The sequence below is a fragment of the Brevibacillus sp. NRS-1366 genome, assembly GCF_050467985.1.
Genome location: NZ_JBITPN010000020.1, coordinates 1 through 15,286 on the forward strand (window position 1 = coordinate 1; position 15,286 = coordinate 15,286).

Here is a 15,286-nt window from a genome sequence, read left to right on the forward strand (position 1 = left end):
AAGCTGGTAAGACCCCTCATAGACGATGAGGTTGATAGGTTCGGTGTGGAAGCGTGGTAACACGTGGAGCTGACGAATACTAATCGGTCGAGGACTTATCCACACTCTTAGCAATCATGCAGATCCAGTTTTGAAGGAACGAGCTGGAAAAGCTGTATTCTCGATTACTTGAAAAAGTAATGGCGAATACAGCTTTTTTTGTTTTTCAAACGATCAATTTGCCTGCCGGTCCGTTTTCAAATTTAATTCAAAAAAATCCATGCTCTAATGAGAATATCTATACATATGCCTGTCTTTTGGTAGGGGCCAGGAGAGGGACGAAACGGAGGAAAGCAAGGTGAATCGAACGGTTCGAATGATCACCATTGGGATTTTGGTACTAGCCGTGGTGATAGGGTGCTCATCTAATCCTGAAAATTCAAACAGGAGAATGAGCCAAGGGGCAAGAGCAGTTCCTGTTGAAGTAAAAAAAGCGGCGCAAGAAGAATTTTCTGTGCAGCTTGCTCTATCTGGACGGCTAGAAGCCATTCAACAGGTAGATATAACCTCGAAAGCGACAGGGCGAGTATCACAGGTGCTCGTGAAAGTAGGCGATCAAGTAAAAAGCGGACAAGCTATCGCCATACTGGAGGGACAAGAGCTCCAGATTCAGATGCAAAAGGCACAGGCCTCCATGCTATCAGCCCAAGCCAAATATGCGGAGGCGACAAAAGGGGTGGAAGAGGAGACATTGGCTCAAACCGCCAATTCTCTGGCTGATTTACAAAACAAGGAAAATGCGGCAAGAGTCGATTTGGAACGGGCGGAAACCCTTTTTAAAGAAGGAGCGATTTCTACTGCTGAGGTAGAAAAGGCCCGCTTGGCTCTGGCGACAGCAACTACCAATTTGGAAAATCAAAAGCAAAAGGCAAAGCAAGAGAAAAAGGGACCAACTAAAGAAGAGCTGGATACAGCAAATGCTCAGTTGAAGCAGTCGGAAGCTGATTACGCTCTATCCCAACTAAACGTCACCAATTTGACGATAAAAGCCCCGATTGATGGTGTCATTGGTTCATTGGCAGTGACTGTAGGGGATCAACTATCAAACAATGGGGTCGTCGCTCAGGTCGTAAACATGAAAACGATGAAAGTGACGGCCAAGACAAGTGAGGGACAGGTCGGACAATTCGAGCCAGGACAAACGGTAACAGTGAAGATCCCGTCGGCGAAGCTCACGGTAACGGGGAAAATTACCTCCGTTAGCCCTATCGCTGATGCCAGCAAATCGTATCCGATTGAAATCGAGGTAGACAATACTGAGATGAGAGCAAAATCCGGCATGGTTGCTTCTATTGAAGTAAAAGGAAACCCGCATCAGGCCATTGTCGTTCCTCGTGAAGCTGTCATCACGAAAGCCGAAAGCTCGTACGTATTTGTTGTAGAAGACAATAAGGCAAAGCAAGTGACGGTAACAACAGGCGAGTCAGACGGAACAAAGATCGAAATACTGTCCGGATTACAAGGTGGAGAGTCCGTTGTCGTCCAGGGGCAAAATACATTAACCGCCAATTCAACAGTAGCAGTGATTGACCCTAATCAGGCAAAAGAAGGCCAAGGGAAGAAGGCATGGCCGAGACCCGAGCCTTCGGCAGCCCCAAAAGGATAGGTGATTCCCATGCATATATCGGAACGCGCGATACGACGACCCGTCACTGTAATGATGGGGGTGCTGATCGTCATTATCCTGGGAATCATGTCACTGAGTCGGATTCCTATTGACCTTTACCCCAAAATTGAAATACCTACGATTGCGATAATCACGAGTTATTCCGGCGTCGGTCCGGAAGAGATAGAAAATCTCGTCACCAAACCTGTCGAGCAGGCAGTAGCTACCGTAGCAGGAATTAAATCTGTCAGCTCTACCTCTAGAGAAGGCTCCTCCATGGTCATCGTTGAGTTTAACTATGGAGCCGATTTGGATAAGGCGATAACGGAGGTCACGCAAAAGGTTGAGCGGGCCAAGCGTTCTCTGCCAGATGACGTCGACTCACCGACCGTAGCCAGAATGGATCCGAACAGTACCCCGGTACTGACGCTGGCAGTTTCGGCGGACATGGGTGCAGACCAGTTGAAAAGCTTTGTGCAGGACCAAATTGCCCCAGCGATCGAACGGGTCAATGGAGTTGCCTCTGTATCTGTTTCCGGAGGATTGGATCGAGAAATCAAGATTGTCATCGATCAAAGTAAATTGGAGCAGTACGGTGTTTCCATCTCCGATATCAGTCAGCAGCTGAAAAGCCAAAACCTGGATTCCTCCGGTGGCAACCTTATGGAGGGCGGCGTTTCCTACACCGTTCGATCACTGGGAAAATTCAAATCGCTGGATGATATTCGCAAAGTGTCCGTTCCTTTAAAGGACGGCAGCCGAATGTTCCTGGAGGATCTGGCTTTCATTCAGGACAGCTTCAAGGAAGCAACGATTGAAAACACCTTGAACAACCAGCCGACAGTAACGATGTCGATCATGAAGCAATCCGGTACCAATACAGTCGCAGTCGTGGATCAGCTTTTCGCCGAGCTGGACCAACAGCGAAACAGTATGCCAGAGTCCATGTCTGTCATGGCGCTTTCCGATCAGTCTTCCTTTATTCGAGCATCCATCAATACGCTCGTGCATGACAGCTTGATTGGTGGCGTTCTGGCGATCCTGATTATTCTGCTGTTCTTGAAAAGTGCGAGCAATACGGTGATCATTGCTACAGCGATCCCGATCTCTGTCATTTCTACCTTTACCTTGATGTTTTTTGCCGACATGTCGATCAATATCATGAGCTTGGGTGGTTTGACGCTGGGCATCGGGATGATCGTAGATGACGCGATCGTCGTTTTGGAGAATATCCACCGGCATCGAGAGACGGGCTTGTCGATCAAGGCAGCGGCTGTGAAAGGTACAAAGGAAGTAGCGATGCCCGTTATTGCCGCTACGCTTACGACCGTCGCCGTATTTTTCCCGATCGTGTTTGTAGAAGGAATTACTGCACAGTTGTTCCGTGATCTCGGAGTGACCGTCTCTTATTCCTTGCTGGCTTCTTTAATCATCTCGCTCACTGTCACGCCAATGCTGGCAGTCAAATGGAGTGCTTCGCACAAAACCAATTACATAAAAACAGCGGCCGAGCAGCAGGAGAAACGCCCAGATTCGGGTATGGTCTCCCTATATCGCAAGGTGTTGCGATGGGCGCTTCGTCATAGAAAGAGCGTTCTTGCCATTGGGGTAGCCTCCTTGATTGCTGGTGTAGGACTGATTCCTTTTATCGGATCGGAGTTCATGCCTACATCTGATCAGGGACAGATCAACGTATCGATCTCCTTGCCGAATGGAACCGAGCTGGAAAAGACGAGACAGGTCGTCACCGAGGCCCAATCCATTTTGTCTACGATTCCAGAAGTCAAAACGATCTTTACAGCACTGGGCGCAACGAATGCCACCAGAGGGAACTCCGCATCCACCTCAGCAGGCTCCTTTCTATTGATCCTGTCTGACCAATCGGAGCGGCAGCGTAGTACAGCAGCAGTCACTGAAGAAATCCGTCAAAAGCTGAACCGTTTCCCAGGCGCGCGATTGAGAGTGAGCGAAGCAGGGGGTGCGACCCTGCCCGGATTAGGCGGAGGAGGCGGGCAATTTGGCGGTTCTGCACCGATTTCTTATGCGATCCGGGGCAATGACGAAGCTACGTTAAAGCAGGTAGCGGAAAATCTGACTGCGGCGATCGGTGAAGTGCCGGGAGTGCGTGAGGCAGACAACAATATGGAAGAATCCCGTCCAGAAATCCAGGTGAATCTGGACCGAGTGCGAGCTGCTGAGCTGGGTGTTACCCAAAGTCTCATCGCAAGTACGATCCAGACAGCACTGCGGGATCAGGTAGCTACCAAATATGAGACTGCAGGGACAGAAGTAGATGTGACACTGAGCCTCGGAGACAACAAGGTAGCAAGCATGCAAGAGATTGGCGATCTTCTTTTAACAACGCCGAGAGGGGAATTGATCCAAATCAAGGATGTAGCCACTGTTGCGATGGCTAACGGTCCTCAAGCGATCCAGCGCTACAATCAGACACGCGTGGTGAACGTAACGGCAGCGCTCGCTCCTGATCAGGACCTTGGAACTGTGACAGATGCTATTAATCAAACGTTGGTTACGTTTCCAGTCCCACCGGGATACACGATCGAGCAACAAGGACAAAATCAACAGATGGATGAGTCAACCAAAAGTATGCTGATTGCGTTTGGATTGGCGATTGTGCTGGTCTACATCATTTTGGCAGCGCAGTTCGAGTCGATGGTCTACCCATTTTCAATCATGCTCTCCGTACCACTGTCCATTTTCGGAGCGACCTTCAGTCTGTGGGTCACAGGCAGACCGGTTAGTGTACCTGCTTTTATCGGTTTGATCCTGCTGGCAGGACTGGTCGTGCGCAATGCGATTGTATTGATCGACTTTACCAATATTTTGCGCAGAGAAGGGATGGAACGAACAGAAGCGTTGCTAACAGCAGGACCGGTACGCTTGCGGCCGATCTTGATGACGACCTTTTGTACGGTATTAGCCTTGCTGCCACTGGCGCTTGGTCTGGGTGAGGGAGCAGAGAGCCAGGCACCGATGGCCACCGTGGTTATTGGTGGACTACTTTTTTCCACTTTGCTAACTCTCGTTGTTATTCCAGTCGTTTATGCTATGCTGGATGACATGACGACCCGATTGCAAAAGGTATTTCGGTTCAATCTGCCGTCTCGGAAGATAAAGTCGGCGAGTCTGGAAAAGTAATGGCAGGTACAACAGGTAGCTGTTTCAAAAGAAAGAGGGATAGATATGCTAATTCTTGCAGTCGAGGATGAACAAGCTCTCCTTCAGGCGATTGCTGGAGTGCTGACAGACGAAGGCTATCAAGTAGATACAGCCGAGCGGGGCGATGACGGACTTTTGTTGGCAGAGCGAGGCATCTACGATCTATTGGTGTTAGATATTATGATGCCAGGTCTGGATGGCCTGACATTGGTCAAAACGCTACGCGCGAAAGGAATCATGACACCAGTGCTGTTTTTGACGGCAAAAGACAGTGTAAAAGCGAGAGTAGAAGGTCTGGATGCGGGCGCAGATGATTATTTGGTCAAGCCCTTTGCGACTGAGGAGCTGACAGCCAGGGCCAGGGCACTCCTGCGTCGCAATGGGAAAACAGGAGGAGCAGAGGGGGAGATGGCATACGGGCCACTTTCCCTGAAAGTAAATGAATACGATGGGTTCGTTGACGATGAACCGATGAAGCTCACGACCAAGGAGTATGAGCTGCTCAAGTACTTCCTGCAAAACCGAGAGCAGATTTTAACTCGCCAGCAAATTTTTGATCGGGTATGGGGAATCGATTCTGAAGCCAACTATGGTGTCGTAGACCTGTATGTCCATTATCTTCGCAAAAAATTGGGAGCTTACGAAAGCTTCATCAGGACGATCCGCAATGTGGGCTACATTTTGAAAAAGGAAGAGCGGTAATGTTTCAAAAAACCCGAATTCGTCTGGTGACGCTGAATGTCATCGTAGTATTCCTGCTATTAAACGGTCTGGGGAGCGCTGTCTACTATACCATGAAATACCGGCTGTATTCGCAAGTGGACCGCGAGCTGGAAAAAGTGACCCAGCGCATGGTAGTAGATCCTTTGCCGCGTCTTCAACGAGTCAATGAAGATTCTTTTCCTTACAATCGCTTGGAGCGAAAGAAGTTCGGGGAGCTGGAGCGCAGATATGTACTGCTCGCTTGGGACGGATTGGGTCAGGTAATAGGGACAGCTTTTGGAGAGAGGCTGGAGGCGGAGGATTATCCTGGCTTTCGTCACATTGGCAAGCCTGACGGGGTAGAAACCATTTCGGTAAGCGGTCAGATGTATCGTGTGCAGACCGTCACGATGCCGAAAAAAGTGATCATCGGGAACAGGCCCCAAGTCTCCTATCAATTTCAACTGATTTACAATTTGGCGCCAGAGCAAAACATGCTTAGCAGCTTGCTGTATGTAGTGGTGATCGGTGGAGCAGTCAGTCTCGTCATCGCGATGGTAGTCGGTCTGTTCCTGGCGAGAAGGGCGCTCGTTCCGATTCAGGTCTCGTGGGAAAAACAGCAGCAATTCATCGCAGATGCTTCTCATGAGCTGCGTACGCCCCTGGCAGCCATTCTCGTCAATTTAGAAAGGCTGTTCCGCTTTCCCGATCATACAATTGAGCAGGAAAGCGAAAAAATCATGGTGGGGATGCAGGAGGCACGCAGGTTGAGCAAGCTTGTCTCCGATTTGCTGACACTGGCTCGCAGTGATTCGAATGAGCTGCAAATCATGCCGCAAAGGTTCAGGCTGGATGAGATGGTGCAAACATGCACGCAAGTTTTTACACAACTCGCTATCGTCAAGGAAGTCAGCTTAGAGACCGACATTGAGGCTCCCCTAGAAATGGTCGGAGACGAAGAACGATTGCACCAGCTACTGGTCATTTTGCTGGATAACGCCTTGAAGTACACCAACGAGAGCGGCCAGATTTACGTCTCGTGTAAACGGGAAGGACAGCGCGTCGTAGTACTCGTGAAAGATACGGGGATCGGGATTCCAAAAGAAGACATTCCTTATTTGTTTGACCGTTTTTATCGTGTGGACAAAATGCGCTCCCGAGCCACGGAGGGAACAGGGCTGGGGTTGTCGATCGCCAAATGGATTGTCGATGCTCATCACGGGAAAATACAGGTGAGCAGCGAAGAAGGAATAGGAACCAGCTTTTTGGTTACACTCCCAATGAAGCAGTAAGGATGATAGAAGAACCGATTTCCGGCCAAGGGGAATCGGTTTTTTCGTGAGCTAGGCCAAACACCGCCATGTTATTATACTTTTTTACTTTACATATTTAGAAAGTGATGTAAACTACAGTTGTAGAGAAGGGAGTGTCGTAGCGATGAAACTAACAGTAACTTCAGCAGCTGTCGCTTGGTTCCGGGAGGAGTGGGGATGCCAAGAGGGGGACAGCATCCGCTTTTTCGTTCGTTATGGCGGCGTCAGCACGGTACAGGACTCGTTTTCCATGGGGATTGCAAAAGAACAGCCGAATGAAGCAGGGCTCTTTTCCGTAGTAGACGGGATTACTTATTACATGGAACAGGATGAGCTGTGGTATATGAATGGAAAAGGTTTGATTGTCGATTATGTGCCCGCGACGGATGAAGTCGTTTTTAAGCTGGATGAATGATCGCACTGTGAAGAAAGTGTAGGAAACTCCGAACAGGAATCGGAGTTTTTTATTTTTTAAATTTATATACTTAACAAACTAAAATGTTTGTTATATGATAGCTACATAAAGGGAATTGGAAAAAGGAGGATTTGACAATGCGACTGTTGGATTCGTACTTGGAGCTTGGTGTAGTGGGAATGGCGCGAGCTGCCACGGCGGGGTGGTTCGGAGGACACTATGGAGCGGCTTTGCTCGCGGGTTATTACATGGATCGTGAGCATGACCTGCCAGAGCATGTCAAAGCGGGAATTGAGCGCACCTGTGAAGCGTATCGCTTACAGCAGCCGGAATGGTTTCTGCCATTGGACCCGGAGGAAGAGGCTGATGCGTCCCTGTTGGACCAGGTGATTGCCGGATTAGCACAAAATGTAGCAAAACTGCGTACTTCTGGTCATGGTCTGGCGTTGGGCGTGCTGGCATTGAAAGCACTGCGGGAACGTCCGGATTTGATCAGGCCAAGCGTAGTAGAAGGACTCGTTAAGCTTTTGAAGGCTACGACAGAGGATAGACCGACCCGTTACTTTGGGATCGACAATTACTTCGAGGTGACGGAAGCAGATATTGAGGGGATTCCCCCGTACGATACGACATTGGAAATGGCAAAATGGACGTTTGCCGAGCTGCATACGGTCGTGCCAGGACGTGTCATTGATGGTCTTCGTTATCATTTTGCAGGAGAGGTTGTGCATAGCGTCACCCATGCACAGGCGTTGACTGACTTGGAGCGATTTGGCTACAAAGAGCTGGCGAGTGCTGGAATACGCAACCATCGTGTGCAGATGTATCTCGATCGTCAGATGCCAGACTTTGTTTTGAAGGATGAGGTAGGGGAACCGGCATTCGAGCAAATTTTTTCGTCTGAATTTTGGGCTAAAACGTACAGTGATCCGCACGCACTGAAACTGCCCTATGCGGCGCTTGATTTGCTCAAGCGGCTTCCGGTTGAAGAAAGGGCTTTGGCCGAGCGTAATTTGTGCAAATTACTAACCATTATGGACTGAGCACAGGTCGGAAATGAAAAGGAGGCCCACTGGGGGACCTCCTTTTTCGTTGCAGTGTTGATTACCAAGCCGGAATGACAGTAGTGGTTGACTCCTGATTGGCAAAATAGCTTTTATGCTCCACGAGAGAATCGAGAATGGCTGCTTCATTGATGCCAAATCCGATTCCCGGGGCAGTAGGCACATTCAAAACGCCAGGCCCTGCAAAATCGATCGCCGGTGTCACAATATCCTGGGCAAAGTAGCGATTCGACGGTGAGGTATCGCCTGGGATCGTAAAGTTGCCAAGAGATGCCATGGCGATGTTGTGGGCGCGGCCAATCCCCGCTTCGAGCATGCCGCCACACCAGACAGGGATGCCCAGGGATTCGCACAGGTCATGAATCTTCTTGGCGTCTGTCAGTCCCCCTACGCGTCCGATTTTGATGTTGATGATCCGGCAGCTGCCCAGTTCAAGGGCTTTGCGCGCATCCTCGACAGTATGGATGCTTTCGTCCAGGCAGAGCGGTGTCTTTAGCTCCCTTTGCAGTGTCGCGTGGTCGATGATGTCGTCATGAGCCAGCGGCTGTTCAATCATGATCAGACCGAAGTCATCCAGAGCTTTTAGCATATCCATATCTTTGAGCGTATAAGCCGAGTTTGCGTCAGCCATCAACGGAACGTCTGGTCCGTATGTATGACGGATCGCGCGCATCGGTTCTACGTCAAAGCCAGGCTTGATTTTCACTTTGATTTTCTTGTAGCCGTCCCGGATGAAGCCATCCACGCGTTGCAACAGCTTTTCGATCGTCGGTTCGATTCCGATACTGACACCTACATCAATGGTGGAGCGAGTACCGCCCAGTGCCTGAGAGAGCGATATGCCATTCATTTTAGCGTACAGATCCCAGACTGCGCCTTCCAAGGCGGCTTTAGCCATGTGATTACGACGCATCCAGGAGAACATGCGGGAAACGTCATCAGGATGTTCAATTTCACGTGAGAACAACTGAGGGATCAAATACTTCTCCAGCATGTACCAGACCGTGTCCACGTCCTCTTCATTGTAAACAGGGACATCCATCGCAACGCTTTCCCCAAAACCGACATGAGCGCCGCTGTAAGCTCGAACGAGAATACATTCTTTGTGGGTTTCGGTTCCCATACTAGTTTCAAATGGCGAATTCAACGGAATCTTGATTCTTTGTAGATCGACGCGTTCGATTCTCATGACCATCTCTCCTCAACAATGGGATTTTTGTTGCATGCAGGCATAGAAGGAAAACTTATTTGCTACCGTGACGTTCAAAGGTGGTGAGTACGGCCCTCGTCAGAATTTCAATTCCGTCGAGCAAAGCTTCTTTTTCAAAAGTCATCTGTGGGTGATGAAGACCCGGCGCCAGACCGCAGCCAAGTCCCAGCATCGTTGCCCGCAGATGTGGACGCTCCTTGGTGTAGTAATGAAAATCTTCTGCACCAGGGGTGGGAATGGGTGGTTCAAGCTGCTGTGTCCCCAAAGTCTTGGTAATGGCATCGGCCATGATTAGCCGTGCTTCCTCATTCACCTCTGCTGCGTACACCCGCTCTGTAATATCATAAGACAAATTGACCTGATAGAGCTGGGCAACGTGCTGCAGGATGTGCTCTACTTTGGCAAAGAGCGCATGGATGACTTCGTTTGTCTGCGCCCGCAGGTCGAGATGGAAGTGCGCGGAACCAGGAATGATGTTGGTGCTTTTGCCCCCGGCGCTGAGCTGTGTCATTTTAACCGAATAAGGGACAAGGGGATCCAGATGAATCCCTTTGAGCTGCTCGACAATCGCAGACGTTACCTCAATGGCATTGACCCCGAGATGGGGGCGTGCACCGTGGGCATCGTCTCCCTTAATTTGGCCAAAAATCGTACCTGCTGCACCATGCAGGATGGCAGATGCAGCTGTACCGTTCGGGATTTCTTGAATCGGACGCAGATGAACGCCGTACAAATAGTCAACATCGTCAACGACCCCTTTGTTCACGAGGGTCAGAGCGCCATTTCCGCTTTCCTCCGCAGGCTGAAAAATGAGCTTGAGTCTACCGGGGAGCTCGATGTTTTGCGCCTGCAGGACCATGAGGACACCAAGAGCCATGGTCATGTGAGCATCGTGTCCACACGAGTGATTCGCTTGAAAAATGCCGTTTACTTCTTGCCATAATGCATCCATGTCGGCGCGTACTCCCACTGTCAATGAGCCTGGAGTGTGATTTCCCCATTCTGCAACAACACCAGGTACATCCTCAAACGTCGTGACGCGGCAGTTGTATTTTTGCAAAAGATCAGCCACATATGCGGTTGTCTGCACCTCTTGCCAGCTCACTTCAGGATGCTGATGCAAGTGTTCATACAGAGAAAAAATGATGGGCTTCAATTGTTCGATAGTTGTGCGCATGGTTCCTCCAAATCTTGTTTACCGATAAGTCTAGGAAACACCGATGATAACAGCAACGATCAGTGCGACGCAGGCGATCACTGCCCAGCCTAAAAGCAATTTCCAAATAAACTTGACCCATTTCTCGTAAGGGATGCCTGCTACAGCCAAGTATCCCATCAACGCAGAGGAGGTCGGGATAATGGAGTTGGTTACAGCATCACCGTATTGGAACGCGAGAACAGCGATCTGACGTTGGATACCCAATAGGTCAGAAATAGGCACCATGATCGGCATGGTTGTAGCAGCTTGTCCGCTGCCGGAAGAAATAAAGAGATTCAGCACTGCCTGGATCAAGAACATGGCGATGACGTTCACAGCGTCAGGCAGATGCCCGATTGCCGAAGTCAAACCGTTAATCATTGTATCAATGATTTTTCCATCTTCCAAAACAACCGTAATAGCGCGGGCAAAACCGACGATCAGTGCGCCAAACGTTACGGCTTTTGCACCAGCGACAAACGAGTCAAACAGATTGTTCACGGAAAGTCCACCAACGAGTCCAGCGACTAGCCCCATAATTAAGAAGGAAGCGGTCAGCTCGGTCAGGAACCATTCGTATTTGAATACACCGTAGACGTTTAAAGCGAGACCACAAACCATGACCAAAAAGACGAGCTTGTGACGAGCATTCAGATCGGGGATGTCTACTTCTACGTTTTGCGTGCTTTCCTGTTTTTCGATCGCGTAAATCACACTCTTGGTCGGATCAGCTTTTACGCGGTAGGCATATCGCATCACATACCAGATGGCAAAGCTGAGAACGAACACATAGACGACTGCACGGAAGGCAAGGCCGGAAAACAGCGGCAGCTGGGCGAGAGACTGAGCGACACCTACCGTAAACGGATTGAGCATCCCACCCATGAAGCCACTCGCTGCTCCCATGGTGATCATCGCGGTACCGGTTACGGCATCAAAGCCCATAGCACGTGCGAGCGCGATTCCGATTGGTACAAAGATAATGCTTTCCTCAGCCATCCCCATGGTAAAACCACCGATGGAGAAGAGGAACATGGAGGCGGGGATTAACAGCTTTTCCCTGCCTTCTAGATGTCGGACCCCTTTGTTAATACCGGCCTCAATTGCCCCGGTCGAACGGATGATTCCAAAAACACCACTGACGATAAAGATATAAAAGATGATTTGAGAACCTTTTTGCATCCCGTCTGGAATGGCTTTGAACATGTCAAAAAATCCGACTGGACTGCTTTCTACTTCATGATAGCTGCCGTTTACTACGATGGTTTTACCGGAAGTAGCGTCCTTGACGCGTTCGAACTCACCCGTAGGCAAGACGTAGGATGCTAGCGCTGCCAAAATAATGATGATAAAGAGAATGGCATAAGTGTGCGGTACCGAAAAACGTTTCTTGGCAGGTGTTGATGATTGTTGTGTAGCCATGATGTCACCTCGCTTTTATTTTGCAATGCAATATACAAGCAAGGGGCGTGCCAACTGTCAAAATGTAGCGAAAAAATACATTTTTCACGGGATTGAGAGTTGTAAGCGGATACGTTTGGCCGTTCTTTAGGGATGTTTATTAGGTTTTATTCAGCCTAATACAGCCTATTATTCGGTTCTACCGCCTTATATCCGGCCTGATTGCCGCAGTACGTCGATCCCTTCTCGTGTTATCGAGGTTCCTTGGCGAGTCGTTCCAGACCGAACCAAGCCTTGCTTCTCTAAAAGCTTCAGTTTGTTGCGCAGGGCACTCTCTGTCCAACCTGCAGACTGCAAAGCAGGGGAATGGGCTAACTGATAGCGTCCTACCGGCTTGTTTGCCGAGTAATATTGATACAAACAGGAGAGAATGTCCAAATCTCGATCGTCTTCTACAGGAACGGTAATGTCGCGAGCAGACTCACGAAAAACCCGATCAATGAATCGTTTGGGCAAATCTTGTATGCTGATCACGGGCTGTTCACTAACTGTGATGGCGTAATCGACTACATTTTTCAGTTCACGAATGTTTCCTTGCCAGTCATGGCTGAGCAAAAGCTCCATGACGTCGGGGGACCAAGACTTGCGTATGCCCTGTTTTTCCAAATGATCTTCGATGAGAAGCGGCAGGTCGCTGATCCGCTCGCGCAGGGACGGGATTTCAATGGGCAGAACCGCCAGACGATAGAACAAGTCTTCGCGGAATTGTCCCTGCGCAACAGCATCCTCCAGATTGCGGTTGGTAGCGGCTACCACACGGCAATCGACCGAGAGAATGCCGGTTCCTCCCACGCGAATGACTTGCTTTTCCTGCAGCACACGCAGCAGCTTTACCTGAATGGCGGGTGAAATATCGCCTACCTCATCGAGAAAAATCGTACCGCCGTCCGCCTGCTCAAACACACCTGGCTTTCCGCCTTTACGTGCGCCAGTGAAGGCACCGTCTTCGTACCCGAACAGCTCACTCTCCAGCAGGTTTTCAGGTAGGGAGGCACAGTTGATCGCTACAAAAGGTCCGTTTTTTCGCAGAGAGTGCTGATGGATGGCGTGAGCAAACAGTTCTTTTCCCGTTCCGTTTTCCCCGAGAAGCAAGATTGTCTGGTTATTTTTCGCCATCTTTTTGCTCAGGTCGATTGTCTGTACCAACCGTTCGCTCTTCCCTTTGATGTCAGCAAACGAATAGGTAGCCGTATGACCGCGCAAGGTAAGCTGGGTGCGGAGCTGCTGGATTTCCGTGACGTCTTTCAATGTGCAGACAAAGCCGAGATGCTGGTGACGGCGACGAATGCTTTGACTGCTGACAATGAATTGTTTGTGGTCAATGGTGACCAAGGTATCCTCTTGTCCCTCGTGTTCGAAAAAGGGGCGAAGCAGGTCGTGTTCCTTCAAAAGGGTATAAGGCCGACCGATAATCGTAGACTCGTGTGGGCAGAACAGATCCACAGCGACGTCGTTAATGAAGGTAATCATGCCTTGTTCATTACAGGCGATAACCGGATCTTTGACGGCTTGAAATGTAGATTGGAGCTGGCTGTTCAGCTTTTGGACTTCCGTGTAGGAGGTGCCGAGCATCTTGGCCAATTCTGACATCTCCGCAATGAACTTGGACAGGTATTCGCGCTCCCACTCGATGGGCACGCCTACTTTGCGTCCGGTATCAATCAGATCGTGAATGCTGATTTTGCGAAACCCGAGGTCAATGACCTCAATATGAGGCGGGAGTGGCACATCTGGTACGCTCATGATGATGGCATACTGAATATTTGCGTCATCAAACGTACATCCAGGGTGAAAGGGAATGTAGTTCAAGTGATCGACATTTGCCTCGAGCAGGTTGTGAATGACCTCTTGAGAAGTGACTGGCGAGTTGTTCATGACCGGCACGGTCGTCCCTGGAGGAATCTGCATCAATGCTTTGATCTTGCGCAGCTCAAAAAAACGATTCAAAACCGTGATGGGAACCGCATCGGATACAGCCTGACGGGCGATGGTGTACAGCTCTGGTGACTTGGTCGTGATGAAGACGTGAGCTGCAGAGCTAAGATCGGGAATATGATCATGGCTGGCATACCCGATGACACGGCAGTATGGTTCAAAGTACGCTCGCAATTCCTTGAGCAAAAAATCAAGTGTGTCTGTTCCTTTTGCAATCAACACAATGGTGTTGCTCATGAGGCACCGCCTTTACGAAAACAGTTGCTTACATGATAGCACAACAGTCGATGTAGATCGGGTCCATTCCTTTTGTATTTGATTGGAAAGACAAGGATTGATCAGAGGGTACCTCTCTGTGGTTTAATAGAATATAGAAGAAAGAAGATAAAGTGAGGAAGAGGAGCAGGGGGAGTCATCATGGAAAACACATTGGTTCCAGAAGTGTTGCAAATGATTGGTGAAGTTGTTCCTGAAGGGGTATCGGTTGCGATATCAGACGGTTCGAAATACCTCTACTACCAGCCCAGTTCCAACATTGATTTGAAAATCGTTCCGGGTGATCAGGTGCCGATCGGATCGGCTACACATCGAGCTTTGAATGAAATGGGGAAAGTGGGTCATCACGTAGAGAGTCGCGTATTCGGTGTGCCCTATTACGGTCTCTCCTTGCCACTCGTGCACAAGGGACAGGTGATGGGGTGTATAACGGCGATTTATCCATTGCAAACGATGCCGCTTGCTGCTTCCGAGCCGCGTCTGTCGTTTTTGATCGGCAAAGGAGAGGACGGCTGGTTGCCACTCCCGCTAAACGAGATTGTGTATATCAGCTCAAATGATGGAAAAACGATGCTGCACACGGCCAGCGCTTCCTTTGCCAACAAGTACAGCATGGCGGAGCTGGAGCTGCTCCTTCCAATGGATCGGTTCGTGCGCTGCCATCGGTCTTACTTTGTGAATATGGAATCGATCGGTTTTATTCACCCGCATTTTCACTCGACCTTTTTGCTTGAGATGAAGGACAAGCAGAAAACGCGTGTGCCCGTAAGCCAAACGTATGCGAGCTCCTTTAGGCAATTGCTCGGCTTTTAAACGGTCATGTAGTGAGAATGATTCGCGGCCAAAAATGCTACATAACCGCCCGAATTTTCTGCTTTACCCTAAAT

11 protein-coding genes and 1 rRNA gene are annotated in these 15,286 nt (G+C 49.6%); 8 read left to right on the top strand and 4 right to left on the bottom strand.

Features of this window, described 5'->3' with window-relative positions:
• From ACIFQN_RS13650 to ACIFQN_RS13680, 7 genes are all read left to right on the top strand, one after another.
• Positions 1–103 (top strand): 23S ribosomal RNA (locus ACIFQN_RS13650); the annotation flags it as partial.
• Positions 104–337: 234 nt separating this feature from the next.
• Positions 338–1,645 carry an efflux RND transporter periplasmic adaptor subunit gene (locus ACIFQN_RS13655; RefSeq protein ID WP_429833580.1) on the top strand — a complete coding sequence of 436 codons (1,308 nt, stop codon included), beginning with the start codon at positions 338–340 and terminating at the stop codon, positions 1,643–1,645.
• Between the two features lie 9 nt (positions 1,646–1,654).
• Complete coding sequence (locus ACIFQN_RS13660) at positions 1,655–4,804, top strand: efflux RND transporter permease subunit (protein ID WP_429833581.1); 3,150 nt, start codon at positions 1,655–1,657, stop codon at positions 4,802–4,804.
• 45 nt (positions 4,805–4,849) lie between these two features.
• Positions 4,850–5,527, top strand: coding sequence for a response regulator transcription factor (locus tag ACIFQN_RS13665; protein ID WP_429833582.1), 678 nt, complete (start codon positions 4,850–4,852; stop codon positions 5,525–5,527).
• The gene (locus ACIFQN_RS13670) at positions 5,527–6,819 is read left to right on the top strand and encodes a sensor histidine kinase (protein WP_429833583.1); all 1,293 of its coding nucleotides are present in this window, start codon (positions 5,527–5,529) and stop codon (positions 6,817–6,819) included. The genes ACIFQN_RS13665 and ACIFQN_RS13670 overlap by 1 nt, the downstream gene beginning before the upstream one ends.
• A 145-nt stretch (positions 6,820–6,964) precedes the next feature.
• Complete coding sequence (locus tag ACIFQN_RS13675; RefSeq protein WP_429833584.1) at positions 6,965–7,255, top strand: HesB/YadR/YfhF family protein; 291 nt, start codon at positions 6,965–6,967, stop codon at positions 7,253–7,255.
• Positions 7,256–7,392: 137 nt separating this feature from the next.
• Positions 7,393–8,298, top strand: a complete 906-nt coding sequence (locus ACIFQN_RS13680) for a hypothetical protein (RefSeq protein WP_429833585.1) — start codon at positions 7,393–7,395, stop codon at positions 8,296–8,298.
• A 61-nt stretch (positions 8,299–8,359) separates the two neighbouring features.
• On the opposite strand, the gene menC is transcribed toward ACIFQN_RS13680, so the two are convergent.
• From menC to ACIFQN_RS13700, 4 genes are all read right to left on the bottom strand, one after another.
• Positions 8,360–9,508, bottom strand: a complete 1,149-nt coding sequence (gene menC / locus ACIFQN_RS13685; protein WP_429833586.1) for an o-succinylbenzoate synthase — start codon at positions 9,506–9,508, stop codon at positions 8,360–8,362.
• A 55-nt stretch (positions 9,509–9,563) separates the two neighbouring features.
• Complete coding sequence (locus ACIFQN_RS13690) at positions 9,564–10,706, bottom strand: M20 peptidase aminoacylase family protein (protein ID WP_429833587.1); 1,143 nt, start codon at positions 10,704–10,706, stop codon at positions 9,564–9,566.
• Positions 10,707–10,736: 30 nt separating this feature from the next.
• Positions 10,737–12,149, bottom strand: coding sequence for a YfcC family protein (locus tag ACIFQN_RS13695; protein WP_429833588.1), 1,413 nt, complete (start codon positions 12,147–12,149; stop codon positions 10,737–10,739).
• Positions 12,150–12,335: 186 nt separating this feature from the next.
• Entirely contained in the window at positions 12,336–14,360 is a 2,025-nt protein-coding gene (locus tag ACIFQN_RS13700; RefSeq protein WP_429833589.1) for a sigma-54 interaction domain-containing protein, read from the bottom strand.
• 180 nt (positions 14,361–14,540) lie between these two features.
• Between ACIFQN_RS13700 and ACIFQN_RS13705 the strand changes: the two genes are divergently transcribed.
• Positions 14,541–15,212 (top strand): LytTR family DNA-binding domain-containing protein, encoded by a 672-nt coding sequence (locus tag ACIFQN_RS13705; protein WP_429833590.1) that lies wholly within the window; start codon positions 14,541–14,543, stop codon positions 15,210–15,212.
• The last annotated feature ends 74 nt before the right edge of the window (positions 15,213–15,286 follow it).

What these genes read in the sequence shown, in the direction of transcription:
- ACIFQN_RS13670 (WP_429833583.1), top strand. Translation starts at nt 5,527, where the DNA reads ATGTTTCAAAAAACCCGAATTCGTCTGGTGACGCTGAATGTCATCGTA.
- ACIFQN_RS13695 (WP_429833588.1), bottom strand. Translation starts at nt 12,149, where the DNA reads ATGGCTACACAACAATCATCAACACCTGCCAAGAAACGTTTTTCGGTA.
- ACIFQN_RS13660 (WP_429833581.1), top strand. Translation starts at nt 1,655, where the DNA reads ATGCATATATCGGAACGCGCGATACGACGACCCGTCACTGTAATGATG.
- ACIFQN_RS13690 (WP_429833587.1), bottom strand. Translation starts at nt 10,706, where the DNA reads ATGCGCACAACTATCGAACAATTGAAGCCCATCATTTTTTCTCTGTAT.
- menC (WP_429833586.1), bottom strand. Translation starts at nt 9,508, where the DNA reads ATGAGAATCGAACGCGTCGATCTACAAAGAATCAAGATTCCGTTGAAT.
- ACIFQN_RS13705 (WP_429833590.1), top strand. Translation starts at nt 14,541, where the DNA reads ATGGAAAACACATTGGTTCCAGAAGTGTTGCAAATGATTGGTGAAGTT.
- ACIFQN_RS13675 (WP_429833584.1), top strand. Translation starts at nt 6,965, where the DNA reads ATGAAACTAACAGTAACTTCAGCAGCTGTCGCTTGGTTCCGGGAGGAG.
- ACIFQN_RS13665 (WP_429833582.1), top strand. Translation starts at nt 4,850, where the DNA reads ATGCTAATTCTTGCAGTCGAGGATGAACAAGCTCTCCTTCAGGCGATT.
- ACIFQN_RS13700 (WP_429833589.1), bottom strand. Translation starts at nt 14,360, where the DNA reads ATGAGCAACACCATTGTGTTGATTGCAAAAGGAACAGACACACTTGAT.
- ACIFQN_RS13680 (WP_429833585.1), top strand. Translation starts at nt 7,393, where the DNA reads ATGCGACTGTTGGATTCGTACTTGGAGCTTGGTGTAGTGGGAATGGCG.